We start from the raw sequence: 25,897 nt of genomic DNA on the forward strand, positions 1-25,897 counted from the left end.
GACAGATTCAGATCCCACGTCTAGCCTGACGAAATGGACACCCATCAGGTTGATGCCCTCGAGGCAGCGGTACGCAGTGAGATCGGCGAGGATGCCACCGACTGGTACGAGCCGGACGGGTACGAGAGTGTCGCGTTGGCTGTGCTCGATTCCATTTATTCGACCGGGAATCACTACACCGGTGTCATCAACCTGGTGAACAAGTACCGGGCGGCCCGGACCGCAGAAGGCGGCTCCCCAGACACCGATACCGCCACGGACCTCGTCGAGGCTGTCGGACGGTGGGGTGGTATCGACGGACTCGTCGACAACACCAATCAGTGGAAGACGTCGTCGGCTGACGGTGCTCCGCCTAAGGCGGTTGCCGCATATGGCGCCGCCCAGATCCTCCAGCGGCATGGTCTTGAGACTGTCGTCCAGGTGCGAGATCAGTTGATGGATCGGGAGGACCGGCTGTCGTCGCCCGCGTGCACTGAATGGCTAGCCCTGCCAGGACAGAGTTCTGGCCTCACCTGGGGCTACTTCCTCATGCTCTGCGGTGTACCGGGAGTCAAGGCCGACCGCATGATTCTGCGGTATGTGCGGCGCGTCGTCGGTGACCATGTCAATGCCGAACAGGCTTCGGAGCTGGTGGAGAACGTCGCGGGTCGACTGGGCACCGGCTTCACCGCCCTGGACCACGCGATTTGGCGCATGGAGTCCGGTCGTCCTGTGCGTCGCAAGGACGAGACCGACGATTGAGAAGCACAGAACCCGGCCTACAGCCGGTCCGTCTCCCCGGCAGGGTGACCTCATGACCCCCTCGCCCTTCACCGCGGTCGCTGGCACGTTCTACCGCGCCGTGGAGGCCCGGTTCGTCGATAGCGCCCTTCGCGGCTCCCGCTCCGCCGGTCGGTACTCGCCGCCGGACGCACCCACGCTCTACCTCAGCTCCTCACCGGAGGGAGTGGACGCGGCCATGGTTGCTCACACGGACGCGACCACCCCGCCGCGCGAGCTGCTGACCTTCGACGTCCACGCCGAACGGATCGTGGATCTGCGCGACGCCGAGGCGCTCGCGGCTCTCGGCGTCGACCTCGCCGCCGCCATGGCCCCGTGGAAGCCGGCCGTGGAAGTGGGGGAGGAGCCGTCGTCGTGGGCGGTCCGCCGCCGCCTGGAGGAGGCCGGTGCGCACGGGCTGATCGACCCGTCCCGCACGGCCCCCGGGCTGTGGCACCTGACCCTGTTCCGGTGGAACGAGGATGGCACACCCCGGGTGACGCGCACGTTGTGACGCGAACGGCTCCCCTCGGACGTTCAATCCCCGCGGCTACTCTGGCCCCATGTCCGCCATCTTCGACCACCTGCGTTCCGACGACGGCGAGCACGTCGGCTACATCGAGATGGTCGGTGACCTCTTCGTGCCGCACGACCTCCTCCACCGACGCCGAAGCGAGCCCATGGAACTGCACGAGGCTGAGGCTGTCCTCGACACGATCGGCTTGCGTGCGCTCGCTGAGGACTGGCTGCTCGACCCGGCCGACGGCATCGGCGAACCCGTGCGGGTGCGCATCCAGGAGGTCACGCGCACGCAGGTGACCATCGCACCCACGGTGGACGGCGCCGTCGGGGAGGTCGCCAAGAGCATCGACCCCGCCGCGAGCATCACTCTGACCCTGCCCGCGGAGCGGCTGCGCCCGGCGGGGTGAAAGGGGGCGCGAGAGGAGCTACGGGGCGTTTCGCGCACCAAAGATGCTCAAAGTTATGGCAAGCATGAGCGAACGATGGTCCATCACTTCATAACTATGGATACTTATGGCATGGATCTTGGACCTCTCCTCGCCGCGGGCGAGACCCTGGACGTCGAGTTCAAGCGACGGCTGGGGAAGGACGACCTCTACCAGGCCGTCGTCTGCATGGCGAACGGAACCGGGGGCCTGATCCTCGTCGGTGTTGATGACGACGGCACCGTCGTCGGGGCGACGGGGGACCACGGCGGCCCTGTGGACGCAGACCTCTTGGCTGGACGCATCCAGAACGGCATCGAGCCACCGTTGAGCGTGGACGTCGAGGTGGTCCCCTGGGAGGGCAAAGACGTGGCGGTCATCACCGTCCCCCAGGCGAAGTCCTCGTTCGTCGGTACGCGCAAGGGGCTGTTCGTCAAGCGCCTCGTGGGGCCGGACGGTCGCCCCGCGTGCATGCCGATGACACCGATGGACGTCCTGCGGGCCGGGTTCGACGGGATCGGGCTGGACTATGCCCGGGCGGAAGCGCGCGGAGCAGAGTGGGCACACCTCGATCCAGGCGAGTTCGATCGGTTCCGGCGGCTCGCCGCCCAGTCCGCCGGCGACAAAGGGCTGGCGGAGCTCGCCGATGCGGAGCTGCTGCGGGCGTTGGACCTCCTCACCCCCGACGGCGGCATCAGCCTCGGCGCGATTCTTGTCTTCGGCATGTCAGAGGCCCTGCGCCGGTGGGCGCCCACCGCAGAAGTCCTCTTCCAGGACTCCCGGCCCCATGGTCTAGAGGCAAACGAAGACCTGCTGCTTCCCCTGTTGAGTGCATTCGAGGAGATCGAGGCGCGCTTGGCACTGCGGAACTCCGTCACACCCGTAGAGGTGGGTCTCGTCCGTGTGGATGTCCCCCTGTTGTCAGAGAGTGTGCGACGCGAGTCGATCGCCAATGCACTGGTACACCGCGACTACGCCGAAGTGGGGCCGATTCAGGTGACCCTCACCGGGTCCACGTTCTCCGTCGCAAGCCCTGGCGGGTTCCCCCGTGACGTCTCACCGGCCAACATCCTGAACCGCTCGGCTCCCCGCAGCCCTGCCCTGGCGAATGTGTTCAAGCGCGCCGGGCTCGTCGAGCGCAGGGGAAAGGGCGTGCAGGACATGTTCGCCTCGCAGCTCCGAGCCGGCCGTGGCGCACCGGACTACGGCCGCTCCACGCAGCGGTCCGTGATCGTCGACGTCCCCTTGGGTGACGAGGACAGGGAGTTGCTGATCTTCCTTGCCCGCAGGCAGAACGAGGGCCAGCGCGCACTGACACTGACAGAGCTGCGAATGGTCCACGGGATCAAGCACGGAGGGCCTGCCAGCTCGGCGGATGTGGCGGAGTGGCTTCGACTGCCCGTGGCGGACGTGCGCGGAGCGGCTACCGCGCTCGTCGAGGCCGGCGTCCTGGAAGCGCGTGGGAACGGCCGGGCGCAGCGGTACATGCTGACGGCGAGGTTCTACGAGCTGGCTGAAGACAGGGCCGCCTACATGCGACTTCGCCCTGTTGACAGGTTCCAGCAGCGCCGGCTGATCGCTGACTACGTCCGCGAGTTCGGGTCCATTACCCGAAGCAAGGCCGCTGAACTGTGCCAGATCGCGCCCACGGCAGCGAGAGCGGTGCTCAAGAGCATGACGGAAGAAGGCCTCCTCGAATTGCGTGGGGAGCGGCGCGCAGCGCACTACGTGCTCCCGGGCTCGTAGTGCGCTGCGCGCCGAGGCGATCGCGCGGCTCAGCAGTGTCCGTGCACAATGATGGCTCTTACGCAACGATCGATCCATATCGTTGCGTAGGATGCCCGTATGGGTACGGATCGGACTACCAGTACGGCCATCGGCTCGGAGGAGCGCCCCTGGACCGCGGACCCCGACGACGCCGGCATCCTCACCCGGCACGCTCGCGTGCGCGCCTCGGGCCCGTATCGAGCCGCGCTCCCGGCCCGCATCGCCCGACTCGGGCTCGACCTGCCCTCTGATCTGGCGACCGAGGTCGAGGAGGCGACGGCCGCCGTCGTGCGCTTCGATGCTGAGATCAGCCACGCCCTCCCGGGGCTCACTGGAGAGATCGCCCCGATCGACGCGGTGCTCCTGCGCACTGAGTCCGCGTCCTCCTCGCAGATCGAGCACATCACCGCGGGCGCGCGGGCCCTGGCTCTGGCGACTCTCGGCGAACGCACCCGCCCGAACGCAGCGCTCGTGGCGGCGAACGTGAGGGCCATGGGCGCTGCTTCCCGGCTGGCCGCCGACCTGGATGAGCCTGCCCTGCTGGCCGCCCATCGTGCCCTCATGGACGGTCAGGAGCATGCCCGGCCGGGCGCCTACCGCGATGCGCAGGGGTGGATCGGGGGCGGGGCGCCCACGCCGCACACGGCGCAGTTCGTCCCGCCCCACCCGGAGCGCCTGCGTGCCGGGATGGACGATCTCTTCGCCTATCTGCGACGCACGGACGTACCCGCCCTCGTGCAGGCCGCCATCGCGCACGCCCAGTTCGAGACCATCCACCCGTTCGCGGACGGCAACGGCCGCACCGGGCGCGTCCTCGTGCACGCCGTGTTGCACCGGGCCGGCGCGATCACCCGTATGGGGGTGCCCCTCTCATCGGGACTCCTCACGGACACGGCCGGATACTTCGACGCCCTCACCGCCTACCGCGACGGCGACCCCGCGCCCATCGTGCGCCGCTTCGCGCAGGCCGCCCTGGCCGCCGTCGGCAACGGCCGAGAGCTCGTCGCGGACCTGGACGAGGCCCTGACCGGCTGGCGCGAGCGGCTCACCGCCCGGCGGGACGCGGCGGTCTGGCGGGCGCTCGCGGTGATCATCGCGCAACCCGCCGTGACCGTGGACCATCTGGCCCAGGCGCTGGGTGTCTCGCGCCCGGCCGCCCAGCGGGCCGTGGACCAGCTTGTCGAGGCCGGCGCTCTGCAGGCCGCGTCCGCTCAGCGTCGGAACCGGGTGTGGCTGGCCACCGAGGTGCTCGCCTGTCTGGACGAGTTCGCCGCGCGTGCGGGCCGGCGGGGTTGACGGGGGTGGTCTACCGGGCGGACCAGCCTCAGTGCCGTATGTAGTGCCCCGGCCATGGTCAGGCGAACACACGAGGTGAGGCCCGCGGGATGACTCGCGGTCCGTCAGCCACAGGATCACGTCCCCACGGGCATGCCCACGTTCCCCACCACCAGAGACACCGATCCGGCAGGGCCAGCCAAGGTCGTCCTCCCGGGGTGGGCGCAGCGTCAGGCGCGCGGTGCGCAACGGCCAGTCAGGGGCGGGGCCGCCCGCAATCGCGCCCTCCCCGCGCTCCACCCGGGACGTCGACGCCGGCTGGGTGCCACGCTTCGACGTCGACGTGCTGGAGGCCGCCCTGCGGCCCGTCCACGAGCGGCCCCGGTGGGAGGAATGGGGGCAGATCGCCGCGCCAACCCTGCTGATCACCGGGGAGAACGGGTACGTGCCCGCCGGAGAGCTGGACGAGATGCGGCGTCGGCGCCCGGATGTGCGGCACGTGCAAGTGCCCGGCGCGGGGCACGACGTGCACCTGGACGCGCCGGAGCGGGTGGCGGAGCTCGTGCGGGGGTTCGCGGCCTGATTGCTCTGGGGCAGGATCACCTCATGGACCACAAGCAGATCCTCCACGACGGGCTGCGCCGCCAGCGTGCGGCCCTCCTCCAGAAGCTCGAGGGCCTCAGCGAGCGCGACGCCCGCCTGCCGCGCACTCCCACCGGCACCAACCTGCTGGGACTGGTCAAGCACGCCGCCGTCATCGAGCTGGAGTACTTCGGCGAGACGTTCGGCCGCCCCGCCGAGGTGCAGCTGCCCTGGGCGGCGGCGGGGCAGCCGGAGGAGGACAACGTGGACATGTTCGCCGCCGAGGGTGAGTCCCTCGAGGACGTCCTCGAGTTCGCCCGCCGCTGCTTCGCCCACGCGGACGCGACCATCACGGCCCTCGGCGCCGACGCCCCCGGGCGGGTGGCGTGGTGGCCCGACGACAAGGCGGAGGTCACGCTCGCGCAGATCATCGCGCACGTCGCCCTGGACGAGGCCCGGCACGCCGGCCACGCGGACATCCTGCGGGAGCAGATCGACGGGCAGGCCGGCCTGCGCTCCCCGGGGAACAACCTGCCCCCGTGGGACGCCGACCGCTGGGCCGCCCACGTGGGCCGTCTGACCGCCATCGCGGAGGGGAGCGGTGGGCCGGGCCTTAACTGAAGGCACATGCCTCCCGTGCTGGTCCAGGGCCTACGGTGTGGCCATGACGAGTACTCCCGCTGCCGCCCTACCACCTGCCCTCCAGCGCTCATTCGATGCCTGGGCTGCCGCTGGCAGGCCCGCCGACGAGCCGACGCGCTGGTCCTTCGATCACTGGACGGCCCACGTGCCCGACCTGCCCGCCTGCCTCGAGTGCGAGCCGCTGACCCGCGCCGTCGTCACCGGCTACGCCGCGAAGGTGACCGCCGAGGACCTCGCCGTGCAGCGGGACGCCTTCATCGCCGCGATGGTGTGGGGGTACGGACGGGTCGGCTACGGCCCCTCCCGGGTGGAGCGCATCATGGCGCAGCCCGGGTTCGAGGAGCAGCTCGCCGACGTCACCCGCATCACCCTCGAGCAGGGCGGGCCCGCGGCCTTCGAGCACATCCGGCAGCAGCGCAAGAGCGGGGTTGGCTGCCTCAAGCACCTCGGCGCGGCCTTCGGCACCAAGTACCTCTACTTCCTCACCAAGGCCCACCGGGAGTCCGACATCGCCCCCGTCCTCGACTCCGTGGTGCGCGCCTGGTTCGCCGAGCATGTGAAGGACGTCGACGTCCGGATCGGCGGCGGTTGGACCTGCCCCCGCAAGTACGCCACGTACGTGGAGACCATGCAGGCGTGGGGTGAGGAACTCAAGATCCCGGCCGACGACGTCGAGCGGCTCATCTTCCTCCAGCAGCAGGACTCCACCCAGGAGCCCTGGCGGGAGAGCTGGAGTTCCGCCGCCGCGGACCCGGAGGCCGGCGAGCTGCTCGAGGCCCTCCGCCTCGCGCTGGCCGACCTGGGCGCCGGGGACGACGCCGAACCCCACCTGCAGGCGCTGGAGGATGTCATCGCCGACGCGGAGGACCGGGCGCCCGACGAGGCGTGAAGCCCCGCCCGCCTGTGCGCGGTTGGCGTCGAGATGAACGTGTCCGCTGAGCAGCTGATCGGCGACGAGTCCGGCGTGCACCGCGGCCTGTACCGGCGCGTCGTGGACCACGTCCCGTGGCTACGCGGCTTCGTCTGCGACGACCTCCACAATTTCGGCCCAGAGGACCGGTGGATCTTGGCGCGGTGAGGGCTCAGCGATCCATCGCAAGGGCGCCTACCGTGTCCAGGGCCCTCCGTAGGCTCGAGGCGTAGCCGGGGTAGATGTCCCGGACGAAGAGAGGACATTGGCATGACCACCAAGGCGGGGCTCATCGTGGCCGCTTCCCATGCTCTGCAGAACAGTCCCCAGCTGTTCGCACGCGTCGAGGACGGCGGTGTGGTCATCGGTGGGCGTGGCGGCGAGGTCGTGCCGGATTCGACCGGGCTATACGCGGTTGTCGCGCAGGATCCTGACGCGGCGCGAGCCGAGCTGCGATTGGACACGTCTGTCAGTCGAAGCGATGTGCTTTACATCGGCAAGGCCGAGGGCAGCCTGCGGGCCCGCCTGGAACGCAAGCATTTCGCGGACGGCGGCACCGCGCACTCCACTCTGCGCCGCACCCTGGCCGCACTCCTGGTGGATCGGCTGGACCTGGAGCCGGTCGCCGTCGCCTCCGCGGGTCGATTCACCCTCACCCCGGAGAGCGGCGAGCAGCTGACCACCTGGATGCTGCGTCACCTCGCCGTCCGCGTGTGGCAGGCACCCGCCGGGTTCGCGGAAGTGACACCGCTCGGAGACATTGAGAAGCCTGTGATCGACACGCACACCCCGCCGTTGAACCTCATCTACGGCGGCACCAGCCCCGAAGCACAGCTGCTCCGCCAGCGCATCCGGAAGGCCCGCACGGCCATGGCGGAGCAGGCGAAGCGTGGTGTGGACGTGGTGGGGGCCGATTCGTCGGCGCGCGCGACCGTCGGCGACTTGTTCCGCCGCCGCCCCCGCCAGTACGGGCTGCGGGGAAGCGTGGGTCTCTGGGAGGAGCTCGCTGAACGGCTCGACGACACCCCCATGCCCGCCAGTGAGTATGAACTCGGCCGGCTCCTGCGCGATGCGCTCAATCGCTCCCTTGAGGGGGCCGAGCCTTACGACGAGGACAAGGTCAACGTGGAGCGGTTCAACCGCGGAGGCATGAGTCAGGGCCTCGTCCACCTGCCCTGGTGGGAGGACCAGGCCATCCCCCTCCTCCTCGACCGCTGGGGAGCCTGGGCGGACACCCGGGGTCTCCTCGGCCCGGAGGACTACATCGGGAGCTGGTGACCCAGCATCGTGGGGTGCCCGCCGCCGTCCTCGACGGCCTCCTTCGCCACCGGCCGGGTGATGTGGGGGCGCACAGGGAAGGGCCACGCGCTGCCGGTGAGCAGCGCAATGAGCTCCGCGCGGTCCGCGCCGGCGGGGTCGAGACAGGTGATGGCGACGGTCATGGGGCGAGGGTGGGCGCCGGCATCTTGGGCCCCTCCCCACCTGGACCCCTTCGGAGTCCGACACAATGCATACATCCATGCATGCATCCGATTATTCTGGCCCGCATGACTCCACTCTCCGACCCCTTATGGGGCAGTCGTGCCACGGCTGCCGGCCGCCTGGCCCACGACGTCGCCTGGCGCATCGTCCGCGGTGAGATCACCGCGGGGGAGATGCTCACCGAGGTCCAGCTCTCCACGGAGGCCGGCATCTCCCGGACGCCGGCCCGGGAGGCCCTCCTCCAGCTCGAGCGCTGGGGCCTGGTGCGGCTCCTCCCCAAGAAGGGCGCGGCCGTGCAGGCCCTCACGCCGCAGAGCGTGGCCGACCTCACGGCCCTGCGCGGCCTCCTCGAGTCCACCGCCCTCGCCACGGTCGCCGCGCGGCCCGACGCCGTCGGGCCCCTCGTCGCCACGCTCACCGCCAACCTGGAGCAGCAGCGCGCCGCCCTGGACGCCGGCGACCTCGCGGCGTTCTCCGCGCTGGACGTGCGGTTCCACCGGGACGTGATCGCCACGTGCGGCAACGCCGCCTTCGACGAGGTCGTGCGCACCTTCGCCCCCCGCCTGGCCCGCCTCATCCACGCCGCCACCGGCGGATCCGTCGACGCCGCCCGCCGCCTCCTTGATGGGCACGCCGAGATCTGCGCTCAGCTGGCCGCCGGGCGCGCCGCAGACGCCCAGCGCGCCCTGCAGGCGCACCTCGACGCCGCGGGGAGCGGCGTCGTCCCCGGCCTGCCGCCCGTGGGCCCGTCCGAGGCAGGTGAACCCCGATGATCGAGGGCCTGCTGATCCTGCTGCTCTGCCAGCTGGCGGGCACGCTCGTGGCCGACACGCTGCACCTGCCGATCCCCGGGGCCGTGCTGGGCATGCTCCTGCTGCTCGGCCTGCTCGCGTGGCGCCGGCCGGCCGAGGACGCGCCGGTGATGACGGCGAGCCATCACCTGCTCCAGCACCTGCCGCTGCTGTTCGTCCCGGCGGGCGTCGGCGTCGTCGCGGTGCTGGGCCTCATCGGGGAACACCGGGCGCTGATGCTGGTCGGCTTCGTGGTGCCCTGGCTGCTGGGGCTGGTGGTCACCGCCGGCGTCGCCGCCCCGCTCGCCCGCCGCCTCACGGACAAGGAGGACGCACAGTGAACGCCGCCGAGCTCACCGACTCCCTCGCCGAGTCCTGGGACGCGCTCCTGCACACACCGCTGTTCGGCATCGCGCTGACCCTCGCCGTTGCCGTGCTCGCCCGCCGCCTGTGGCTCGCCGCCCGGCAGACCGCCCTGCTCACGCCCGTTCTCGTGACGATCGTGCTGGTGGCCGCGTTCCTGGCCCTGACCGGCATCGACTACGAGACCTACATGATCGGCGGCAGCTACCTCACCTTCCTGCTGGGCCCCGCCACCGTGGCGCTCGCCGTCCCCCTGTACCGGGCCGGCCCTGACATCCGGAAGCTGCTGCTGCCGGTCGCCGTCGGGGTCACCGTCGGCTCGCTGACCGCCATGGTGAGCGCCGTGCTGATCGTGCGGGCAATGGGCGGGGACGCCGCGCTGGCCGCCACGTTCGCCCCCAAGTCCGCGACGACGCCGATCGCCATGGCGGTGGCCGACGCCGGCGGCGGGATCGTCTCCCTCGCCGCCGTGCTCCCCGTGCTCACCGGCGTGCTCGGCGCCGTGTTCGCCCCCTGGGTGCTCGACCGGCTGCGCGTGCGCGACCCCCGCGTGCGTGGCCTGGCCATCGGCGTGAGCTCCCACGGCATCGGCACCGCCCGCGCCCTCGCCGAGGGGCCGAAGACCGGCGCGTTCTCCGCCCTCGCCATGGCCTGCTCCGGCGTGCTCACCGCCCTGCTGGCCCCGCTGGTGCTGGCGATGACGGGGTGAGGGGCCGGGCGGCTGCCCCCGGCCGGGCAGCCGCCTCGACCCGCTCCGGCCGCGGCGGCCTCCTTACCGTGTCCGCCCCGCCTGCCACCCTGGTCCTCTTCCTTCCCCGCGGGCCGCCCGCCGGCCCTCGCAGGCGCGGTGACGCGGCCCGGTCCTGTGAACGAGAGGACCCCACCCATGATGGGCCCGTCCCACGCGGCCACCGGCGCCGCGGCCTGGCTGGCGCTCACGCACTGGCAGTCGCCGATCGCCGTGCTGCACCTGCCCGCCGAACTCCAGCTGCTCGGCGCCGTGACCACCGCCGGCGCGGCCATGATCAGCGACTGGGACCACCCCCGCGCCACCGTCGTCCACGCCCTGCCGCCCCTGACCGAGTGGATGAGCCGCGGCATCCGCCACGTGGCCGGCGGGCATCGGCGCGGCACACACTCGCTGGTGGGGGTCGCGGCGTTCACCGCCATCGCGACGGCGGCCGCCTCCATCCAGGTGCCGATCGCGGGGCACGTCTACACGCCGGGGCAGGGGGTCATCGCCGCGTTCCTGGCGGCCGTGGCCGCCAAGGCCCTCCGACTGCTCCCGAACCGGGGATGGAGGGCCGCGTGGGCGCTCGGCATCCTGGTCGCGGTGTCGGCGACCGTCCTCAGCGACGGGCTGTGGTGGATCCCCGCCTCCGTGGCCGTCGGCGTGAGCGTGCACATCCTCGGCGACGCCCTCACCAACAACGGGGTGGCCCTGCTCTGGCCGCTCAGCCCGGAGCCCCCCGCGCGCCTGTGGTGGTGGCAGTCCTCCGGACGGTTCCGGCTCCCCCTGCTCGGCCGGACCGGGTCCTGGCGGGAGTGGGTGCTCGTCTCGGTGGTCACCGCGTTCACCGTGGTGCGGGCCGTGCGACTCGTCCCGCTCGCCGCTCGCGGGGTGGCGGCACTGTTCTGAGCGGCAGCACCCGGCCACCGCCGCCCCCTCACGCCTCCGGGAACCACCCCGCCCGCACGGTCGCCTCGGTCCCACGCGGCAGCCTCGGACGGCCGCCGGCGGCCAGGTCCCGGCACGCGTCCGTGAGCGCCTCGAACGACCACCCCGGGACCCGGGCCTGCCCCTCGGCCGTGCCGTCTGCTCGCACGACCGCCTGGTCCACGGCCTCGAGCAGCTCGTCCGACCCGGGGTCGCATGCGTCGCATCCGCAGTCCGGGAGCAGCGCGTGCACCTGCCCCGGGGCGCCGACCGCCACCCGGAGCACCGGAAGGACACCGCCGTCGTCGTCCTGGGGCACGTCCGTCTCCCGCAGCCACCAGGGGGAGGCGCCGTCGACGCCGGCCGGCGGCGCCACCCGCAGCGCCCGGCCCACGGGGACCGCCAGGTCTGCGCGCCCGGCCTCGTCGAACGGGATGCCACGCACCGGGTCCGGGGCGACCGCGGCGCCCGCCTCCGCGAGCACCTCGGCCCACACGCGGGCCCGGGCGGTCATCCCGGGCTCACTCCGTCGGCGTCAGTTCCCGCTTGAGGATCTTGCCGGTGGCGGTCTTGGGCAGCCCGTCCCGCACGGTCACGGTGCGCGGGTACTTGTAGGGCGCCACCTGGGACTTCACGTGCTGGATCAGCTCCTCCTCCGTGGCGTGCGCGCCGGGGGCGAGCACCACGTGCGCGGCGACCTCCTGGCCGAGCTCCGGGTGGGGCACCCCCACCACGGCGGCCTCCGCGACGGCCGGGTGCTCGTAGAGCACCTCCTCGATCTCGCGCGGGTACACGTTGAGCCCGCCGCGCAGGATCATGTCCTTCGTGCGGTCCACGATGTAGTAGTTGCCCGCGGCATCGCGCCGGGCGAGGTCGCCGGAGCGGAACCAGCCGTCCTCGGTGATGGCCTGGGCGGTGGCCTCCGGCTTGCCCCAGTAGCCCTTCATCACGTTCTCCCCGCGGATCCACACCTCGCCCAGGGTCTCCTCATCGCCCTCGGGCACGACGGCCCCGTCCGGCGTCACCAGCTGCAGTTCGCACCCGCGGACGGCGCGTCCGATCGAGCCCGGCTGATGCGCCTCACCCGGATGGTTGAAGCACGCGACCGGGGAGGTCTCGGACAGGCCGTAGCCCTCGAGGATCTCGCAGTCGAAGGTGGCCTCGAAGCGGCGCAGCAGCTCCACGGGCAGGGCGGATCCGCCGGAGACGCCCAGGCGCAGGCTGGCCAGGTCCTCCGGATGGTCCTTGGCCGCGGCCAGCACGGCCCCGTACATGGTGGGCACGCCGATGAACACGTCCACCGCGCGCTCCCGGACGGTCTGCGCGGCCACGGCGGGATCGAAGCGGGGGATCAACGCCAGGCTGGCGCCCGTCGTCACGGGCGCCATGAGCGCGCACGTGAGGCCGAAGACGTGGAACAGCGGCAGGCAGCCGAGCACGGTCTCCCCGTGCTGGAGCTGGATCAGCGTCTCCGCCGCGGTGTCCGCGTTGGTGCCCATGTTCCGGTGGGTCAGCTGGGCGCCCTTGGGGCGGCCGGTGGTGCCGGAGGTGTAGAGGATGACGGCGTCGTCCTCGAGGTCCCGCTCGACGGTCTCGGTCACCGGGCCGGGGCTCGCCGCGAGGTGCGGGGCGAGGCCGTCCTCGCCGAGGGTGCGCAGCGGCACACCGCGCTCGCGGGCGCCCTCCACGGCTTCCTCGGACGGCACGGACCACAGCATCGACGCGCCCGAGTCCTCCAGGTAGTACTCGATCTCGCGGCGCTTGAACAGCGGGTTCATCGGGACGACGACGGCGCCCAGCTGCAGGGCCGCGAAGAACACCACCGGGAACGCCGGGATGTTCGGCACCATGAGCGCCACGCGGTCCCCGGGGCCGATGCCCTCCTGCCGCATGAGCCCGGCCAGACGCTGGGACTGGTCCTGCAGCTCGGCGTATGTCATGCGGTTCTCGCCGAGGATCAGGGCGGTGGAGTTCGGGTGCTCGGCGGCGGTGCGCTCGAGGCGGGCGGGCAGGGTGAGGGTCACGACGGGCCTCCGAGGGGAGTCGGATGTGATGGGAACCACAGCGTAACGCCCGGCGGTGCTCGTTCGCTGTGAGCCGAGCGGGGTGTGTCGGCGGACCTCACGCCAGCGACATCACCGCGGTTCTGCCCGGCGGTGATGTCGCTGGCGCGCGGTCATCCACCGGCCCCGCCTGCGACGTCGATGTGTCGTCTCCACGGCTCAGGGGCGCAAGACTGGTCCCCGCACACCGCCGCCCGGACCGCCGGGCCAGACCGGAGGACAGACCATGACCGCACAGACCCCCGCCACCCCTGCCATCCCCGAGACGATGAAGGCCGTCGTCATGCGCGCGCCGGGCGACGTCGTCGTGGAGGAGGTGGACACTCCGCGCGTCGCCCAGCCCACGGACGTGGTCCTGAAGCTGGCCGCCGCGTGCGTGTGCGGCTCGGACCTGTGGCCCTACCGCGGCCACAACGACGTCGACAACCGGCGCATGGGCCACGAGTACGTCGGCACGATCGTGGAGAAGGGCGAGGACGTCGCCACCCTCGAGGTCGGCGACTTCGTGATCGGCTCGTTCATGCTCTCGGACAACACGTGCGAGATCTGCCAGGCCGGCTACCAGTCCCGCTGCGTCAACGCCGGCGAGTACACGGGCAGCCAGGCGCAGTACATGCGTGTCGAGCTCGCGGACGGCTCCCTCGTGAAGGTGCCCGGGGGTGAGCCCTCGGACCCGGACCGCCTGGCCGACTACCTCGCCGCCTCGGATGTGCTCGGCACCGGCTGGTACGCCGCCGTCGCCGCGCAGGCCGGCCCCGGCAAGACCATCGCCGTGGTCGGCGACGGCGCCGTCGGCCTGTGCGCCGTCCTGGGCGCCAAGACCCTCGGCGCGGAGCAGGTCATCGTGTTCTCCCGCCATGAGGATCGGGCCGCGCTCGCCCGTGAGTTCGGCGCGGACGTCGTGATCGCCGAGCGCGGCGAGGAGGGCGCCGCCCAGGTGCGCGAGCTCACCGGCGGCTACGGCGCGCACGGGGTGTGCGAGGCCGTCGGCACGCAGGGCTCCATGGACCAGGCCCTGGCCTCGGTGCGCCCCGGCGGGTACGTCGGGTTCGTGGGCGTCTCCCACGACCAGACCCTCGACGGCTCCGACCTCTTCGGCCGTGAGATCCACCTCGAGGGCGGGCCCGCGCCCGTCCGTCGCTTCCTGCCCGAGCTGATCGAGCGCATCCAGTCCGGCGAGATCCAGCCCGGCCGCGTGTTCACCGCGCGCATGCCGCTCGACGACGCCGCCGAGGCGTACCGGGCCATGGACGAGCGCCGCGAGATCAAGGTGCTGCTGGAGGTCTGAGGCACCCGCGCGCTGAGCGTGCCCGCCTCTGCTAGGAAGGTGGGCGGCCACGTCCGCACCACGCCCCGCGCGCCGGCCATCGGCCTCGGGTCACTGCGGCCCGAGGAGCTCCTGGACCTGCGCCTCTGTCAGCGGGCGGGTGGGGCGCCCCTCCAGCAGGAAGGCGAGCTGCGCCGACACCTCCAGCTCCTCCGCGGCGTTGACCGCGCTCTCCAACGTGGCACCGGCGACGATCGAGCCGTGGTTGGCCAGCACCACGCCGGGGGACCGGCGCCCGGCCCCGAGGATGTCGTCCAGCATCTCCGCCGAACCGGGTCGGTGGTAGGGGACGGTCGGCACGTCCCGGCCCAGCCGCATCACGAAGTACGGGGTGAGGGGCGGGATGCCCCCGTCCTCGGCCAGGCAGCTGTACGCCGTCACGTAGGTCGAGTGCAGGTGCACGATCGCCTGTGCCTCCGGGCGGGCCTCGTACATGGCCCGATGCATCACCACCTCCTTGGACGGCCGGGGACCAGCCTGGTGCCTCCAGTGTTCATCCAGCACGGAGAGCGCCTCGGGGTCCAGCCGGCCGAGGGAGGAGTTGGTGGGCGTCATGAGATACCCGCCCTCGATCCGGACGCTGATGTTGCCGGCGCTGCCCACGGAGAATCCACGGGAGAACAGGCTTGCACCGAACTCGGCGATCTGACGGCGCAGCAAGGACTCGTCGGTCACGGGGCTCCTCTCAGACGAGTGCGTTGGCGATGAGCAGGGCGACCAGGGTGGTCGCCCAGGCGATCGTGGTGGGGATGGACCACGCGAGGATCTGATGCTTGGCGTTCTTGATGCCCAGCATCCGGTTCACCACCCAGAAGAAGCTGTCGTTGAAGTAACCGAAGAACAGCGAGCCGAGGGCGGCGGCCTGCGCGGCCAACACCATGTTCACATCCGGCATGGCCGCGAGGATGGGTGCGGAGATCGAGGCGGAGGTGATGATGGCCACCGTACCGGACCCCTGGATGAGGCGGACGATGGTCGCGATGACGAACGGGATCAGGATGGTCGGCAGGGGGAGGCCGGCCACTGCCTGGCCGATGGACTCCGCCGTCCCGGACTCGCGCAGAACGCCGCCGAGGGCTCCGCCGGCGCCGGTGACCAACAGGATGATGCCCGCCGACTGTACGCCGAACTCCATGTTGTCCAGAGTCTCCTGGCGCGACTGGTTGCGGGCGAGGCCGTAAATCGCCACGAGGACGCCGAGCAGCAGGGCGATGACGGGGTTGCCGATGAAGGCGAGCGTGGAGACCAGCCCGGCAGGCAGGGCACCTTCGTTGTTCTCCACCATGGTGGCGGAGAAGGTGTTCAGGAAGATCAGGACGATCGGCAGCAGGATCGGCAGGATCGAGATGAACAGCCCGGGCAGCTCGCGTTCCCGGACGGCGGCACGCTCCTGGAACTCCCCGAAGGCCTCCGCGGGGGAGAGGCGTTCGCCCGTGTCCCGTTCGATCATGGCCTCGATCTTCGGACCCATGACCTTCGCGTACAGGGTCACCGCGATCATGGCGGGGAAGCTGAGGATGAGGCCCCAGAGGATCATCTCGCCGACGTTCACGTCGAAGATGCCGGCGGCGCCGAGCGGGCCCGGCGTCGGGGGGACGGCGTGGTGGGTGACGACCAGGCCGCCGGCGAGGGCGATGCCCAGGGTGAGGATGGACCGCCCGGAGGTCCGGGCCAGCGACCGCACGAGCGGCTGCAGGATCACGAAGGCGGAGTCCACGAAGATCGGGATGGAGATGACGAAGCCCGCGCCGGCGAGCGCCCACTCCTCCTTCCCCTTACCTAGCACGCGGATGAGGGAGTAGGCCAGCTTTTCCGCGGCCCCCGAGACCTCGAGGATGCGCCCCATCATCACGCCCATGCCGATGACGAGGCCGATGGTCCCGAGGGTCGAGCCGAAGCTGGTGGTGATGGCCTGGATAACGGCGTCCGGGGCCATCCCGGCCGCCAGACCCGCGATGGAGGCGGCGATGACCAAGGCCAGGACGGCGTGGATCTTGGTCCGGATGACGAAGAAGATGAGCAGGGCGACGGCTGCCGTGAGGCCGACCAGCGCACCGATCTCGGAGGCTTCGAGCCCGTTCATGGTGGTTCTCCTAGTGGTGTGGATCCGAGGGGTGAGGCCGACTCAGGCGACGAACTCGCGGTGGAACTGACGGACGGCGGCCTCGAAGCTGCTGTCTGGGCGGAAGCCGAGGGACAGGGTTCGCTCGACGTCGAACTCGCCGGGCCACGAGCACACGATGTCCATGACCCGCTGATCCGGGCGTGGGACGACCCGTGCCCGTGCCTCGGGCCCCCCGACGGCCTCGAGGGCGTCGAGCATCTCCGCCACGGTCACGGAGACGCCCGGGATGTTCAGCACCCGCCAGCCCCCTAGCCGCTCGGACTCCACGATGAAGGCGTGCACGAGGTTCTGCACCGCCGTGTCGGGGGAGGACAGCCACATCCGGGTGTCCTCCGGCACCGGCAGCTCAGCCTGCAGACCCTGGAGGGGCTCGCGGATGATGCCGCTGGCGAACGAGGACGCGGCCGAGTTCGGCTTCCCGGGTCGCACCGAGATGGTGGGTAGCCGGCAGACCCGGCCGTCCACGTACCCCTTGCGCGAGTACTCGTTGACCAGCAGTTCGCCGATGGCCTTCGTCGCCCCGTAGGTGGACTCGGGCTGGGTGGCCAGGTCTTCGGGGACCACCGTCGGCACGGCGCTGCCGAACACGGCCAGGGAGCTGGTGAAGACGAACCGGGGCCGGGCCCCGGTGCCACGGGCGGCCTCCAGCAGCCGCTCCGTGGCGTCCACGTTCACGCGCAGCGCGAGGTTGAAGTCCTGCTCGGCGCCGCCGGAGAGCACGGCGGCGAGGTGGAAGATCCCTGCCGTGTCTGCGGTGATGGCCTCGGCCAGGACCGCGGGGTCGGCCATGTCGCCGACCCGGGAGCTCACCCGGGGGTCCTCCACAGGGCAGGGCGCCAGGTCGAGCGAGACGACGGAGTCCACCGGCACGGGCAGGCGGCCGGCGTCCTGGGCCTGGAGGAGGGAGCGGATCACGCGGCTGCCGAGGAAGCCGGCGCCGCCGGTGACGACGATGTTCATGGGTGTTCTCCTACGTGGGAAGGGTCGGGAGGGGGGTCAATAGGAGGTCCACACCGACCGCGGTCGCCCGATCGCGGACGGCGTCGGGCAACGCGGGGTCGGTGACGATCGCGTCGAAGGCCCGGAGGGGGAGGGCCTTGAAGGTGGACACGCGCCCGTACTTCGAGGAGTCCGCGACGAGCACGCAGCGGTCCGCGTGCTCGGCGATGCTTCGCTTCACGATCGCCTTGCCTTCGGTGGGCACCGAGAGTCCGCGGAGGTCGAACGAGGACGCCGAGATGAACGCCAGGTCGATGTTGAAACCCGCCAGCTCCGCGGCGGCAGTGGGCCCGTCCGTGGACAGGTTCCCGGCGTCCAGGCGGCCGCCGAGCACGTGGATCTGGGCTCCCGGGTGCTCGCCGACGGCCGCCGCCACGGCCAGGTCGTTGGTGACCACGTCGACCCGTTCCGCGGCGGGGCGGGCCGCAAGCAGTCGGGCCAGGGCGAGCATGGTGGTCCCGGCGTCCAGATAAAGGAGGTCCCCCGGGCGGATCAGCTCTGCGGCTCGGCGGGCGATGGCCGCCTTCTCCCGGGGCCGGATCCCAAGCTTCACCCGATGCGTCGCGTCCAGGGACAGGCGCGCCGGCTTGGCGACGCCGCCAGCCACGGAGACGAGGCGGCCCTCCTCCTCGAGCCGCTTCACATCCCGGCGCACGGTCATGGAGGACACGCCCAGCTCATCCGCCAGCGCGGTCACGGAGGCAGAGCCGCGCTCCACCACGAGGTTGACCAGACGCCGCCGCCGCTCGTCCGCGATCATGCCCGTTCTCCGGGGCGCTGGGACCCGCGGTGTGCCGCGAACCAGCCGAGGCCGTCCTCGGTGCGCCCGGCGGGGCGGTACTCGCAGCCCACCCAGCCCGTGTAGCCGGCCTTGTCCAGGTGCGCGAACAGGTGCTCGTAGGCGACCTCTCCGGTGTCCGGCTCATGACGGTCCGGGACGCCGGCGATCTGCACGTGGCGGGTGAGGTCCACAGACGCGTCCACCAGTCGGGTGAGGTCCCCCTCGGTGATCTGGGCATGATAGAGGTCCAGCTGCAATCCGACGTTGGGGCGGTCAACCTCCTCCAGCAGCTCCCGGGCCTGCGGGACGCGGGACAGGAAGTACCCCGGCATGTCCACCGCATTGATGGGCTCCAGCAGGACCTCCACGCCGTGCTGCGCCGCGGCGTCGCAGGCGCGGCGGATCCGCTCCACGTAGCGGCGTCGGGCGTCGGCGTCGTCGGGATCCGCGATGCCGGCCATCACGTGCACCCGCGGGCACGCGAGGGCACGCGCGTACTCCAGGGCGGTGGCGATGCCGCGTTCGAACTCCGCGTCGCGGCCGGGCAGGGACGCGAGCCCCCGCTCCCCCGCGTCCCAGTCACCGGCTGGGGCGTTGAACAGCGCCTGGGTCAGCCCGGCCGAGCGCAGGGCCGCCGCGACCTCTGCGGCGGGGTACTCGTACGGGAAGAGGTACTCGACACCGGTGAAGCCCGCCTCCGCGGCGGCGGCGAAGCGCTCCAGGAAGGGACGCTCGGTGAACATCATGCTGAGATTCGCGGCGAACTGCGGCATCGGTGGATCCTCGGTGTCGGGCGGGCGATGGTCGGTGGAGGGTCAGGCCCGGGGGTCGGTGAGGCGCTGAGCGGCGGAGAAGAAGTCCTCGTCCCCGAAGTTCCCGGACTTCAGCGCGAGGTCCACCGCACCGTCCAGGCTCGCCGTCCACGGGACGCCGGGGGCGATCTGGGGACCAACGCGCAGCCCGGTGACGCCGAGCGCCTGCGTCACCGCACCGGAGGTCTCGCCCCCGGCAACGACGAACCGGCTCACCCCGCGTTCGCGCAGCGCGGCCGCCAGGGTGCCGAAGAGGCGCTCGATGGCCGTGGACACGCGCTGCCTTCCGTGGACCTCCTGCAGGCGACGGACCTCGTCGGGTCCGGCCGTCGCGTACACGAGGGGGGCGGGGCCGCCGTCCTGGGCGAGGACGAAGGCGAGGATCTCGTCTCGGAGGGCCGTGGCGTCCTCCAGCGTGCGGACGACGTCGACGGCCAGGGACGGGGCGATCTTGCGATAGCGATCGACCTGTCGATTCGTCATCTCGGACGCCGAGCCGGACAGCACCACGGTGCGCCCCGGGGTGAACCGCCAGGCGTCGGCCGCGGTCGTGGCGGCGCCGGTGATCGCGCGGCCGGTGAGCGAACGGGCCAGTCCGGAGCCGAGGCCGGAGCCGCCCGTGGTCAGGCGTAGGCCGGACACTGCCGCGCCGATGGTGTCGAGGTGGGTGTCGTCCAGGGTGTCCAGCACGGCATACCGGACCCCTTCGGAGCGGAGGCGGTCTAGCTCGCCGCGCAGCACCTCGGACCCACCGCCCACCACCGTCGAGGGGACGGACGCGGCCCGTCCGCTGCTCTGCCGTTCCATGAGCCGGACCAGGTCCGAGTCCCGCATGGGCGTCACGGGATGGTCCTTCATGCCCGACTCCTGGAGGAGCCGGTCGTGCACGAACAGGTGTCCCTGGTAGACGGTGCGGCCGTTGACCGGGAGGGCCGGGGCCACGACGGTGAAGTCCTCGCCGAGGTGCTCCAGCAGAGCGTCCGTCACGGGGCCGATGTTGCCCTCGGCGGTGGAGTCGAAGGTGGAGCAGTACTTGAAGACGATCCGCTCCGCACCGAGGCGTTCGAGGGCGCGGCAGGCCTCGAGGCTCTGGGCGGCGGCGTCCCCGGGCGGGATCGAGCGGGTCTTGAGGCTGATGACCACCGCGTCCGCGTCCACGTGATCGGGGACGTGTGCGGCACCCGAGAACTGCACGGTGCGGAGCCCACCGTCCACAAGGGCCCCGGCGATGTCCGTGGCTCCGGTGAAGTCGTCGGCGATCACTCCTGCTCGCAACGGCATGGTGCACCTTTCTGATCGGGCGGGGTCGCCCGATTTGTTCGACTCTGTGAACATGGGACGGAATTTCACATAAGCTAACATCGAAGGGCCAGATTGTGAACCGCACCACGGAAGGCGCCGCCGTATGACTTCTCAGGCACAGAACGTCACCTTCGTCGGCATCGGCGCCATCGGCTTGCCGATGGCCCTCTCGGTGGCGGCGGCGGGGTTCGACGTCACGGGGGTTGACTTCTCCGAACGCCAGCGAGTGGCGGCGCTGGAGCAGGGGCTGCCGGCCGCGGCCGACGCTGCCTCGGCGGCCGAGGCGGACGCCGTGATCGTGATGGTGGCAACCCCCGACCAGCTGTCCTCCGCAGCCCTGGGCCAGGACGGGCTCGTCGCCCGCATGCGGCCCGGGAGCACGCTGATCGTGATGAGCACCGTGGGCCCGGAGGCGGTGCGCTCGCTCGTCGCGCCGGCCGCCGAACGGGGCATCGGACTGGTGGACGCCCCCGTCACCGGCGGCATCGCGCGTGCGGCACGCGGAGAGCTGCGCATGTTCGTCTCCGGTGACCCGGCGGCCATCGACGCGGGACGCGCCGTCCTGGACGCCATGGGCGCCGTGGTGGACTGCGGGGCGGAGCCGGGGCGCGGCCAGTCGTTCAAGGTGGTCAACCAACTGCTGTGCGCGGTGCACATCGTCGCCGGAGCCGAGGCCCTGGCCCTGGCCGAGCGTCTGGGGCTGGACCCCGCCGAGGTGCTCGACGCCGTGGCGGACGGCGCCGCCGGGTCGTTCATGCTCTCCGACCGGGGGCCCCGGATGCTCGAGGGCCTGGACGCACAGGTCGCCAGCGCGATCGGGATCTTCGTGAAGGACTCCGCCCTGGTGAGCGCCACCGCCGCCGAGGCCGGGATCGCGGTGCCCGTGCTGGAGGCCGCCAAGCAGAAGTACCTGGACGCCGCCGAGGCCGGTCTGACCCTGAAGGACGATTCGCAGGTCATCCAGACTTACCGGTCCTGACCTCGCTCTGAACCGGACCCGTGTGATGGCGGCGGCGGCACGCTCCGCCCCGCCTTCGCCCTCGTGTTGCACCACCGCACGGTGCACCCGACGTCGTGATCGCCGAGCGTGGCGAGGAGGGTGCCGCCCAGGTGCGTGAGCTCACCGGCGGCCACGGTGCGCACGGGGTGTGCGAGGCCGTCGGCACGCAGGGCTCTATGGACCGGGCCATGGACGAGCGCCGCGAGATCAAGGTGCTGCTGGAGGTCTGAGACACCCGCGGCGGGTGGGCCGGCCGCGGGGTTCCTCTGCCCCTCAGCCCTTCTTCACGGTGATCGTCCACTCCGCGGCGCCGCGCTTCACGAAGTCGGTGACCTCGTGGCCGTTCTCCGCGGCCCAACGGGGCAGGGAGTCGGTGGCCTGGGTGCAGTCGAAGTCGATCACGAGCTCATCCCCCGTGGGGATCTGCTCCATCGCCTGGTTGGCCTCCACGAGCGGGAAGGGGCAGACCTGGCCGTCGGTCTCGAGCAGGTGCTTCGCCATGATGTTCTCTCCTTGATGTCGGTGGTCAGAGGTCGTTCGTGGGCGGGTCGGCTCAGCCGATCGGCGTGAGCTTCACGGGGCGGGCCGCCCCGGCGTCCGCCGCCGCGCCCTCGGCCGAGGTGAGGCCGGAGGCGGAGGTGGGGGACGGCGTCGCGCCCTTCCCACGGTGGTTGAGGATGAAGAGCTTGGCCGCCAGGCCGGTGCCGAGCACCATGAACACGAGCGCGGTCCAGCCCTGGAAGCTGAAGGTCGCGGTGTTCACCATCGCGTTGCCGATGGTGCAGCCGCCGGCCCACGCCGCGCCCCAGCCCATGCCGAGGCCGCCGATGATCGAGCGGACGGTGGTCTGCGCGTCGGGCACGCGGACGCGGAACTCGCCGGAGGCCTTCGCGGCGATGAACGAGCCGATCAGCAGGCCCGTCACCATCAGCACGCCCCAGTCCACGAGCTCGAGTTCGCCCGTGCCGAGGAACGCGCCGATGTTCGCGGACGGGCCGGTGATGCCCAGGCCGGACTCGCGGCCGGTCGCCCAGGAGAGCGGCCACGCGAGGATCGCCAGCACGCCGATGATCGCGGCGGTGACGAACGGGTGCCACGCCTTCTCGGTGAGCACGTGCGCGAGGCCGGTCTTGGCGGCGGGCAGGCGGAAGCGGGTCATGGCTGCCTCGCGACGCAGGTGATGACGCACGGCCAGGCCGACGCCGGCCACGAGCAGCGCCACGAACACCCACGGGGACAGTCCCGTGAGCTGCTGGAACGAGCCCGTCTGCGTCTCCACGGAGCGGACGGCCTCGGTGGTGCCGGCCAGCGGTCCCTTGCGGAACGCGGTGGCGCCCACGATGTAGAAGATCAGTGCGAACCACGAGCCCACGAGGCCCTCGCCCGCGCGGTAGTACGTGCCGGTGGCGCAGCCGCCCGCGAGCACGATCGAGAAGCCGAAGATCAGGCCGCCGATGATCGTGCCCAGCCACGGGAACGTCTCCGCCTCCAGGGTGATCACGCCCAGGGCGTCGAGGGCGAACACGCCCACCGACTGGACGGCCACGATCACCATGAACGCGGTGAGCCATCGGGTGGACCGGATAGTGAACAGGTCGCGGAAAGCGCCCGTGACGCAGAAGCGTCCGCGCTGGAACACGAAGCCCAGGACGAGGCCGAGGAGGAGTCCGGTGATGATCATGCCTGCCATGAGACAGGGTGCGGCCGGTCCCGCGCGCCGGGCAGGACGTGCGGGGTAACAGTCGCAGGGCTGTGCCGGGGACGACGCGCGGGGGCGCCGTGGGCGACGCTTGACCCTCCCCTTGGGGGAACGCCCACGCTGGGATCACCTGAGAGAAAGGTCGCCCCATGAGCCCCCCGATGACCGTCGGCGAGTTCGCCCTCGCCACCGGACTGAGCGCGAAGGCGCACGCGGCCGAGCTGCGACGCCGCCGCGACCTCGAGGACCGCGCGCTCGCGCTCGCGGCCGCCGGTGTCTACGCGGCCCCGGATCCTGACGACGACGGCGCCCCCGCCCGTCCCGGCCCCGTGGCGGAGCGCACGGTCGGGCCGACGCCGTGGGCCGGCGTCGTGCAGCGGGTGGCCCTGGACGAGGCCGGTGAGGAGGCGACCACCGAGCGCGCGAACAACGCCTTCGCGACGCTGTTCCAGGCGCTCGCGGAGGCGGGGTCGGCACCCGCCGGGCCGCTGTGGACGGCGCTGCGTCCCGTGCCGGGCGCCGCCGACGTCGTGGAGACCGTCCTGGCCGTCCCGCTGAGCGGTCCGGCTCCCGCGGGCCTCAGGGTCGACGGGCACGAGGTGGTGACCGGGACGCTGCCGCGCCGGGTGGAGCGGTACGTGGACGTGCGGGCCGATGCGGGCGACGTCGACCTCCTCGACGACGCCCCCGGCGGCGCGCTGCCCCATCCGGATCTGCTGGGGCTCATGGACGCGTTCGACGTGGAGGACGCCGGCGCCGCGCCGGAGATCCGCCAGATCCTCGCGGACCCGGAGGCCGGACACATCGAGCTGGCGGTGACGGTGCGGGAGGAGGCGGTGACGGTGCAGGAGGAGGCGGGAGCGGGGCAGGGGTGAGCCGGCGCGGGGACGGCACGGCGTGTCTGGCCGGCCGACCCTGCCGGTCCCGCGCAGACCCCCCGGGGGCTCAGGGGTGCCCGAGGTGGCCCGAATGTGATGGAGTGCACGGATCCTGTCCACGACCTGGGAAGTGACCATGGAGCAGTTCGTCACCGCCGCCAACTCGATCATGTGGAGCCTGCCCATGGTCGTCGGGCTCCTCGCCCTGGGCCTGTACTTCACGATCCGCATGGCGGCTCCCCAGGTGCGGCTGCTCAAGGACATGGTGGGCCAGCTGGTCAGGGGAGGATCGTCGTCGGCGGGGATCAGCTCGTTCCAGGCGTTCGCCATGGCCCTGGGTGGGCGCATCGGCGTCGGCAACATCGCGGGCGTCGCGGCCGCGATCTACCTGGGCGGCCCGGGCGCGCTGTTCTGGATGTGGGTGACGGCGATCCTCGGCGCCCCCGTGGCGCTCGTGGAGAGCTCGCTCGCACAGCTCTACAAGCACAAGGTCCGCGGCGAGTACCGCGGCGGGCCCGCGTACTACATCCTCGAGGGGCTCGGCCGGAACTGGCGGTGGCTGGCGGTCGCCTACGCCGCGGCCACCGTGTTCGCCACGGTCTTCACCGGCCCGCAGATCCAGGCCAACGCCGTCACCGCCGCCACGACCGAGGCGTGGGGCTGGGACCCGCTGTGGGTGGGTCTCGGGATGGCCGTGCTGTTCTGCGTGATCGTGTTCGGCGGCATGCACCGCCTCGGCCGCACGGTGGGCCTCGTGGTCCCGTTCATGGCCGGCGCGTACATCCTGGTGGGGCTCGTCGTCGTCGCGGTGATGTGGCAGGAGGTCCCGGCCATGTTCTCCCTGATCTTCACCAGCGCCTTCGCCGCCGACTCCGTCTACGCCGGCATGCTCGGCGCCGCCATCGCGTGGGGCGTGCGCCGCGCCGTGTACTCCACCGAGATCGGCACCGGCTCGGGCGCCCAGGCCTCCGCCGCCGCCCACGTCTCCCACCCGGTGAAGCAGGGCCTGGCCCAGGCGTTCTCCGCCTATGTGGACACCCTGTTCGTGTGCACCATGACCGGCCTGGTGATCCTGTCCACCAACAGCTTCAACGTGCTCGGCACGGGTGAGGGCCCCCCGATCGTGGAGCATCTGCCCGGCGTCGAGGAGGGCCCGGCCTGGGTGCAGATCGGCATCGACGTCGTCCTGCCGTCCTTCGGTCCGTCCTTCGTGGCCGTGGCGGTGTTCCTGTTCGCCTTCACCACGCTGCTGTCCTTCGCGTTCTACGCCGAGACGAACCTCGCGTACCTGATCCCGAACAAGAAGGCGCAGCGCATCTGCATCGCGGCCGCCCGCCTGCTGCTGGCCGCCTCCATGGTCATCGGCTCCGTGCAGACCTCCGCGTTCGTGTGGTCCCTTGCGGACTTCGGTGTGGGCCTGTACACGTGGGTGAACATCCTCGCGCTCGTGCTCCTGAGCCCCGTGGCCATCCGCCTGCTCAAGGACTACGACCGCCAGCGCCGCGCCGGCCAGGACCCCGTCCTGGACCCGGCCGCCATCGGCGTCCGCAACGCCCACCTGTGGGAACAGATCCACGCCGCCTACGAGCGCACCGGGGACGTGGACGAGGCCATGGACCACGTCGCGGACACCGCCCCGGACACCCGGGCCATCACCGTGGTCCCGCGCCGGGAGGGCTGAGGACCGACGACGGCGGCCCGGGGCGCCGGACGTCCGCGACGACGTCGGGCCACGG

30 protein-coding genes are annotated in these 25,897 nt (G+C 71.7%); 19 read left to right on the top strand and 11 right to left on the bottom strand.

Annotation, left to right across the window (positions count from 1 at the left end; translation table 11 throughout):
* Positions 1 to 33: 33 nt before the first annotated feature.
* From DE149_RS09360 to DE149_RS09400, 10 genes are all read left to right on the top strand, one after another.
* A complete protein-coding gene (locus DE149_RS09360) occupies positions 34 to 741 on the top strand; it encodes a hypothetical protein (RefSeq protein ID WP_041104841.1) in 708 nt (235 codons plus the stop codon).
* Between the two features lie 52 nt (positions 742 to 793).
* The gene (locus DE149_RS09365) at positions 794 to 1,273 is read left to right on the top strand and encodes an RES family NAD+ phosphorylase (protein WP_049147460.1); all 480 of its coding nucleotides are present in this window, start codon (positions 794 to 796) and stop codon (positions 1,271 to 1,273) included.
* A gap of 49 nt (positions 1,274 to 1,322) precedes the next feature.
* On the top strand, positions 1,323 to 1,688 hold the full coding sequence (locus DE149_RS09370; RefSeq protein ID WP_041104845.1) for a hypothetical protein: 366 nt from the start codon (positions 1,323 to 1,325) through the stop codon (positions 1,686 to 1,688).
* Between the two features lie 111 nt (positions 1,689 to 1,799).
* A complete protein-coding gene (locus tag DE149_RS09375) occupies positions 1,800 to 3,452 on the top strand; it encodes an RNA-binding domain-containing protein (protein WP_041104878.1) in 1,653 nt (550 codons plus the stop codon).
* A gap of 99 nt (positions 3,453 to 3,551) precedes the next feature.
* Positions 3,552 to 4,769: a Fic family protein gene (locus tag DE149_RS09380; protein WP_049147458.1), complete on the top strand. Its 1,218-nt coding sequence runs from the start codon at positions 3,552 to 3,554 to the stop codon at positions 4,767 to 4,769.
* Positions 4,770 to 4,989: 220 nt separating this feature from the next.
* Complete coding sequence (locus DE149_RS09385) at positions 4,990 to 5,331, top strand: alpha/beta fold hydrolase (RefSeq protein ID WP_049147456.1); 342 nt, start codon at positions 4,990 to 4,992, stop codon at positions 5,329 to 5,331.
* A gap of 23 nt (positions 5,332 to 5,354) precedes the next feature.
* Complete coding sequence (locus tag DE149_RS09390) at positions 5,355 to 5,951, top strand: DinB family protein (RefSeq protein ID WP_049147454.1); 597 nt, start codon at positions 5,355 to 5,357, stop codon at positions 5,949 to 5,951.
* A gap of 43 nt (positions 5,952 to 5,994) precedes the next feature.
* The gene (locus tag DE149_RS09395; protein WP_147084473.1) at positions 5,995 to 6,861 is read left to right on the top strand and encodes a hypothetical protein; all 867 of its coding nucleotides are present in this window, start codon (positions 5,995 to 5,997) and stop codon (positions 6,859 to 6,861) included.
* Positions 6,862 to 6,894: 33 nt separating this feature from the next.
* Positions 6,895 to 7,050 carry a hypothetical protein gene (locus tag DE149_RS11635; protein WP_155643142.1) on the top strand — a complete coding sequence of 52 codons (156 nt, stop codon included), beginning with the start codon at positions 6,895 to 6,897 and terminating at the stop codon, positions 7,048 to 7,050.
* A 102-nt stretch (positions 7,051 to 7,152) separates the two neighbouring features.
* Positions 7,153 to 8,160, top strand: coding sequence for a GIY-YIG nuclease family protein (locus DE149_RS09400; protein WP_113914397.1), 1,008 nt, complete (start codon positions 7,153 to 7,155; stop codon positions 8,158 to 8,160).
* Here DE149_RS09400 and DE149_RS09405 read toward each other — a convergent pair.
* Positions 8,142 to 8,324, bottom strand: coding sequence for a hypothetical protein (locus tag DE149_RS09405; RefSeq protein WP_020625930.1), 183 nt, complete (start codon positions 8,322 to 8,324; stop codon positions 8,142 to 8,144). The two genes, DE149_RS09400 and DE149_RS09405, sit on opposite strands and share 19 nt — an antisense overlap.
* A 105-nt stretch (positions 8,325 to 8,429) precedes the next feature.
* Between DE149_RS09405 and DE149_RS09410 the strand changes: the two genes are divergently transcribed.
* From DE149_RS09410 to DE149_RS09425, 4 genes are all read left to right on the top strand, one after another.
* Positions 8,430 to 9,137: a GntR family transcriptional regulator gene (locus DE149_RS09410; protein WP_002855543.1), complete on the top strand. Its 708-nt coding sequence runs from the start codon at positions 8,430 to 8,432 to the stop codon at positions 9,135 to 9,137.
* A complete protein-coding gene (locus DE149_RS09415; RefSeq protein ID WP_002855541.1) occupies positions 9,134 to 9,496 on the top strand; it encodes a CidA/LrgA family protein in 363 nt (120 codons plus the stop codon). Before DE149_RS09410 ends, DE149_RS09415 begins: the two co-directional genes overlap by 4 nt.
* On the top strand, positions 9,493 to 10,227 hold the full coding sequence (locus tag DE149_RS09420) for an LrgB family protein (protein ID WP_113914398.1): 735 nt from the start codon (positions 9,493 to 9,495) through the stop codon (positions 10,225 to 10,227). The genes DE149_RS09415 and DE149_RS09420 overlap by 4 nt, the downstream gene beginning before the upstream one ends.
* Before the next feature lie 177 nt (positions 10,228 to 10,404).
* On the top strand, positions 10,405 to 11,157 hold the full coding sequence (locus DE149_RS09425) for a metal-dependent hydrolase (protein WP_113914399.1): 753 nt from the start codon (positions 10,405 to 10,407) through the stop codon (positions 11,155 to 11,157).
* Positions 11,158 to 11,185: 28 nt separating this feature from the next.
* Here the strand turns inward: DE149_RS09425 and DE149_RS09430 are convergent, their stop codons facing one another.
* A complete protein-coding gene (locus DE149_RS09430) occupies positions 11,186 to 11,689 on the bottom strand; it encodes a DUF6226 family protein (RefSeq protein ID WP_113914400.1) in 504 nt (167 codons plus the stop codon).
* Positions 11,690 to 11,696: 7 nt separating this feature from the next.
* Positions 11,697 to 13,199: a long-chain fatty acid--CoA ligase gene (locus DE149_RS09435; RefSeq protein WP_113914401.1), complete on the bottom strand. Its 1,503-nt coding sequence runs from the start codon at positions 13,197 to 13,199 to the stop codon at positions 11,697 to 11,699.
* Positions 13,200 to 13,464: 265 nt separating this feature from the next.
* Between DE149_RS09435 and DE149_RS09440 the strand changes: the two genes are divergently transcribed.
* Positions 13,465 to 14,526 (top strand): zinc-binding dehydrogenase, encoded by a 1,062-nt coding sequence (locus DE149_RS09440; protein WP_113914402.1) that lies wholly within the window; start codon positions 13,465 to 13,467, stop codon positions 14,524 to 14,526.
* Positions 14,527 to 14,616: 90 nt separating this feature from the next.
* Here the strand turns inward: DE149_RS09440 and DE149_RS09445 are convergent, their stop codons facing one another.
* Genes DE149_RS09445 through otnK form a run of 6 tightly spaced genes read right to left on the bottom strand, consistent with a single transcriptional unit; the run spans position 14,617 to position 20,563 of the window.
* Positions 14,617 to 15,240 carry an aldolase gene (locus DE149_RS09445; RefSeq protein WP_049147437.1) on the bottom strand — a complete coding sequence of 208 codons (624 nt, stop codon included), beginning with the start codon at positions 15,238 to 15,240 and terminating at the stop codon, positions 14,617 to 14,619.
* Positions 15,241 to 15,250: 10 nt separating this feature from the next.
* Positions 15,251 to 16,648 (bottom strand): GntP family permease, encoded by a 1,398-nt coding sequence (locus tag DE149_RS09450; RefSeq protein ID WP_113914403.1) that lies wholly within the window; start codon positions 16,646 to 16,648, stop codon positions 15,251 to 15,253.
* Between the two features lie 42 nt (positions 16,649 to 16,690).
* Complete coding sequence (denD, locus tag DE149_RS09455) at positions 16,691 to 17,650, bottom strand: D-erythronate dehydrogenase (protein ID WP_002855531.1); 960 nt, start codon at positions 17,648 to 17,650, stop codon at positions 16,691 to 16,693.
* A 10-nt stretch (positions 17,651 to 17,660) separates the two neighbouring features.
* Positions 17,661 to 18,449, bottom strand: coding sequence for a DeoR/GlpR family DNA-binding transcription regulator (locus tag DE149_RS09460; RefSeq protein ID WP_002855529.1), 789 nt, complete (start codon positions 18,447 to 18,449; stop codon positions 17,661 to 17,663).
* Positions 18,446 to 19,243 carry a 2-oxo-tetronate isomerase gene (gene otnI / locus DE149_RS09465; protein ID WP_113914404.1) on the bottom strand — a complete coding sequence of 266 codons (798 nt, stop codon included), beginning with the start codon at positions 19,241 to 19,243 and terminating at the stop codon, positions 18,446 to 18,448. Before otnI ends, DE149_RS09460 begins: the two co-directional genes overlap by 4 nt.
* Before the next feature lie 42 nt (positions 19,244 to 19,285).
* On the bottom strand, positions 19,286 to 20,563 hold the full coding sequence (gene otnK, locus DE149_RS09470; protein WP_082836641.1) for a 3-oxo-tetronate kinase: 1,278 nt from the start codon (positions 20,561 to 20,563) through the stop codon (positions 19,286 to 19,288).
* Between the two features lie 124 nt (positions 20,564 to 20,687).
* Here otnK and DE149_RS09475 point away from each other — a divergent pair, with 124 nt between their 5' ends.
* Positions 20,688 to 21,563 (top strand): NAD(P)-dependent oxidoreductase, encoded by an 876-nt coding sequence (locus DE149_RS09475; RefSeq protein WP_002855523.1) that lies wholly within the window; start codon positions 20,688 to 20,690, stop codon positions 21,561 to 21,563.
* A gap of 95 nt (positions 21,564 to 21,658) precedes the next feature.
* A complete protein-coding gene (locus tag DE149_RS09480) occupies positions 21,659 to 21,814 on the top strand; it encodes a hypothetical protein (RefSeq protein WP_002855522.1) in 156 nt (51 codons plus the stop codon).
* Positions 21,815 to 21,857: 43 nt separating this feature from the next.
* Here the strand turns inward: DE149_RS09480 and DE149_RS09485 are convergent, their stop codons facing one another.
* Positions 21,858 to 22,085, bottom strand: coding sequence for a sulfurtransferase TusA family protein (locus DE149_RS09485; protein WP_010079839.1), 228 nt, complete (start codon positions 22,083 to 22,085; stop codon positions 21,858 to 21,860).
* A 52-nt stretch (positions 22,086 to 22,137) separates the two neighbouring features.
* Positions 22,138 to 23,265, bottom strand: coding sequence for a YeeE/YedE family protein (locus tag DE149_RS09490; protein ID WP_113914405.1), 1,128 nt, complete (start codon positions 23,263 to 23,265; stop codon positions 22,138 to 22,140).
* Positions 23,266 to 23,432: 167 nt separating this feature from the next.
* Here DE149_RS09490 and DE149_RS09495 point away from each other — a divergent pair, with 167 nt between their 5' ends.
* Positions 23,433 to 24,158: a transcriptional regulator gene (locus DE149_RS09495; protein WP_113914406.1), complete on the top strand. Its 726-nt coding sequence runs from the start codon at positions 23,433 to 23,435 to the stop codon at positions 24,156 to 24,158.
* A gap of 139 nt (positions 24,159 to 24,297) precedes the next feature.
* The gene (locus tag DE149_RS09500; protein ID WP_043281416.1) at positions 24,298 to 25,842 is read left to right on the top strand and encodes a sodium:alanine symporter family protein; all 1,545 of its coding nucleotides are present in this window, start codon (positions 24,298 to 24,300) and stop codon (positions 25,840 to 25,842) included.
* Positions 25,843 to 25,897: the final 55 nt, after the last annotated feature.

The sequence above is a fragment of the Micrococcus sp. KT16 genome (assembly GCF_003315015.1).
Classification (GTDB): domain Bacteria; phylum Actinomycetota; class Actinomycetes; order Actinomycetales; family Micrococcaceae; genus Micrococcus; species Micrococcus luteus.

Bases quoted from the DNA above. Each gene is read 5' to 3' on its own strand.
- DE149_RS09400 (WP_113914397.1), top strand. From the start codon at position 7,153: ATGACCACCAAGGCGGGGCTCATCGTGGCCGCTTCCCATGCTCTGCAG.
- DE149_RS09415 (WP_002855541.1), top strand. From the start codon at position 9,134: ATGATCGAGGGCCTGCTGATCCTGCTGCTCTGCCAGCTGGCGGGCACG.
- DE149_RS09500 (WP_043281416.1), top strand. From the start codon at position 24,298: ATGGAGCAGTTCGTCACCGCCGCCAACTCGATCATGTGGAGCCTGCCC.
- DE149_RS09375 (WP_041104878.1), top strand. From the start codon at position 1,800: ATGGATCTTGGACCTCTCCTCGCCGCGGGCGAGACCCTGGACGTCGAG.
- DE149_RS09475 (WP_002855523.1), top strand. From the start codon at position 20,688: ATGACTTCTCAGGCACAGAACGTCACCTTCGTCGGCATCGGCGCCATC.
- otnI (WP_113914404.1), bottom strand. From the start codon at position 19,243: ATGCCGCAGTTCGCCGCGAATCTCAGCATGATGTTCACCGAGCGTCCC.
- DE149_RS09450 (WP_113914403.1), bottom strand. From the start codon at position 16,648: ATGAACGGGCTCGAAGCCTCCGAGATCGGTGCGCTGGTCGGCCTCACG.
- DE149_RS09395 (WP_147084473.1), top strand. From the start codon at position 5,995: ATGACGAGTACTCCCGCTGCCGCCCTACCACCTGCCCTCCAGCGCTCA.
- DE149_RS09410 (WP_002855543.1), top strand. From the start codon at position 8,430: ATGACTCCACTCTCCGACCCCTTATGGGGCAGTCGTGCCACGGCTGCC.
- DE149_RS09495 (WP_113914406.1), top strand. From the start codon at position 23,433: ATGAGCCCCCCGATGACCGTCGGCGAGTTCGCCCTCGCCACCGGACTG.
- DE149_RS09360 (WP_041104841.1), top strand. From the start codon at position 34: ATGGACACCCATCAGGTTGATGCCCTCGAGGCAGCGGTACGCAGTGAG.
- DE149_RS09485 (WP_010079839.1), bottom strand. From the start codon at position 22,085: ATGGCGAAGCACCTGCTCGAGACCGACGGCCAGGTCTGCCCCTTCCCG.
- DE149_RS11635 (WP_155643142.1), top strand. From the start codon at position 6,895: ATGAACGTGTCCGCTGAGCAGCTGATCGGCGACGAGTCCGGCGTGCAC.
- DE149_RS09380 (WP_049147458.1), top strand. From the start codon at position 3,552: ATGGGTACGGATCGGACTACCAGTACGGCCATCGGCTCGGAGGAGCGC.
- DE149_RS09440 (WP_113914402.1), top strand. From the start codon at position 13,465: ATGACCGCACAGACCCCCGCCACCCCTGCCATCCCCGAGACGATGAAG.
- DE149_RS09390 (WP_049147454.1), top strand. From the start codon at position 5,355: ATGGACCACAAGCAGATCCTCCACGACGGGCTGCGCCGCCAGCGTGCG.
- DE149_RS09425 (WP_113914399.1), top strand. From the start codon at position 10,405: ATGATGGGCCCGTCCCACGCGGCCACCGGCGCCGCGGCCTGGCTGGCG.
- denD (WP_002855531.1), bottom strand. From the start codon at position 17,650: ATGAACATCGTCGTCACCGGCGGCGCCGGCTTCCTCGGCAGCCGCGTG.
- DE149_RS09370 (WP_041104845.1), top strand. From the start codon at position 1,323: ATGTCCGCCATCTTCGACCACCTGCGTTCCGACGACGGCGAGCACGTC.
- DE149_RS09460 (WP_002855529.1), bottom strand. From the start codon at position 18,449: ATGATCGCGGACGAGCGGCGGCGGCGTCTGGTCAACCTCGTGGTGGAG.
- DE149_RS09405 (WP_020625930.1), bottom strand. From the start codon at position 8,324: ATGACCGTCGCCATCACCTGTCTCGACCCCGCCGGCGCGGACCGCGCG.
- DE149_RS09490 (WP_113914405.1), bottom strand. From the start codon at position 23,265: ATGATCATCACCGGACTCCTCCTCGGCCTCGTCCTGGGCTTCGTGTTC.
- DE149_RS09430 (WP_113914400.1), bottom strand. From the start codon at position 11,689: ATGACCGCCCGGGCCCGCGTGTGGGCCGAGGTGCTCGCGGAGGCGGGC.
- otnK (WP_082836641.1), bottom strand. From the start codon at position 20,563: ATGCCGTTGCGAGCAGGAGTGATCGCCGACGACTTCACCGGAGCCACG.
- DE149_RS09365 (WP_049147460.1), top strand. From the start codon at position 794: ATGACCCCCTCGCCCTTCACCGCGGTCGCTGGCACGTTCTACCGCGCC.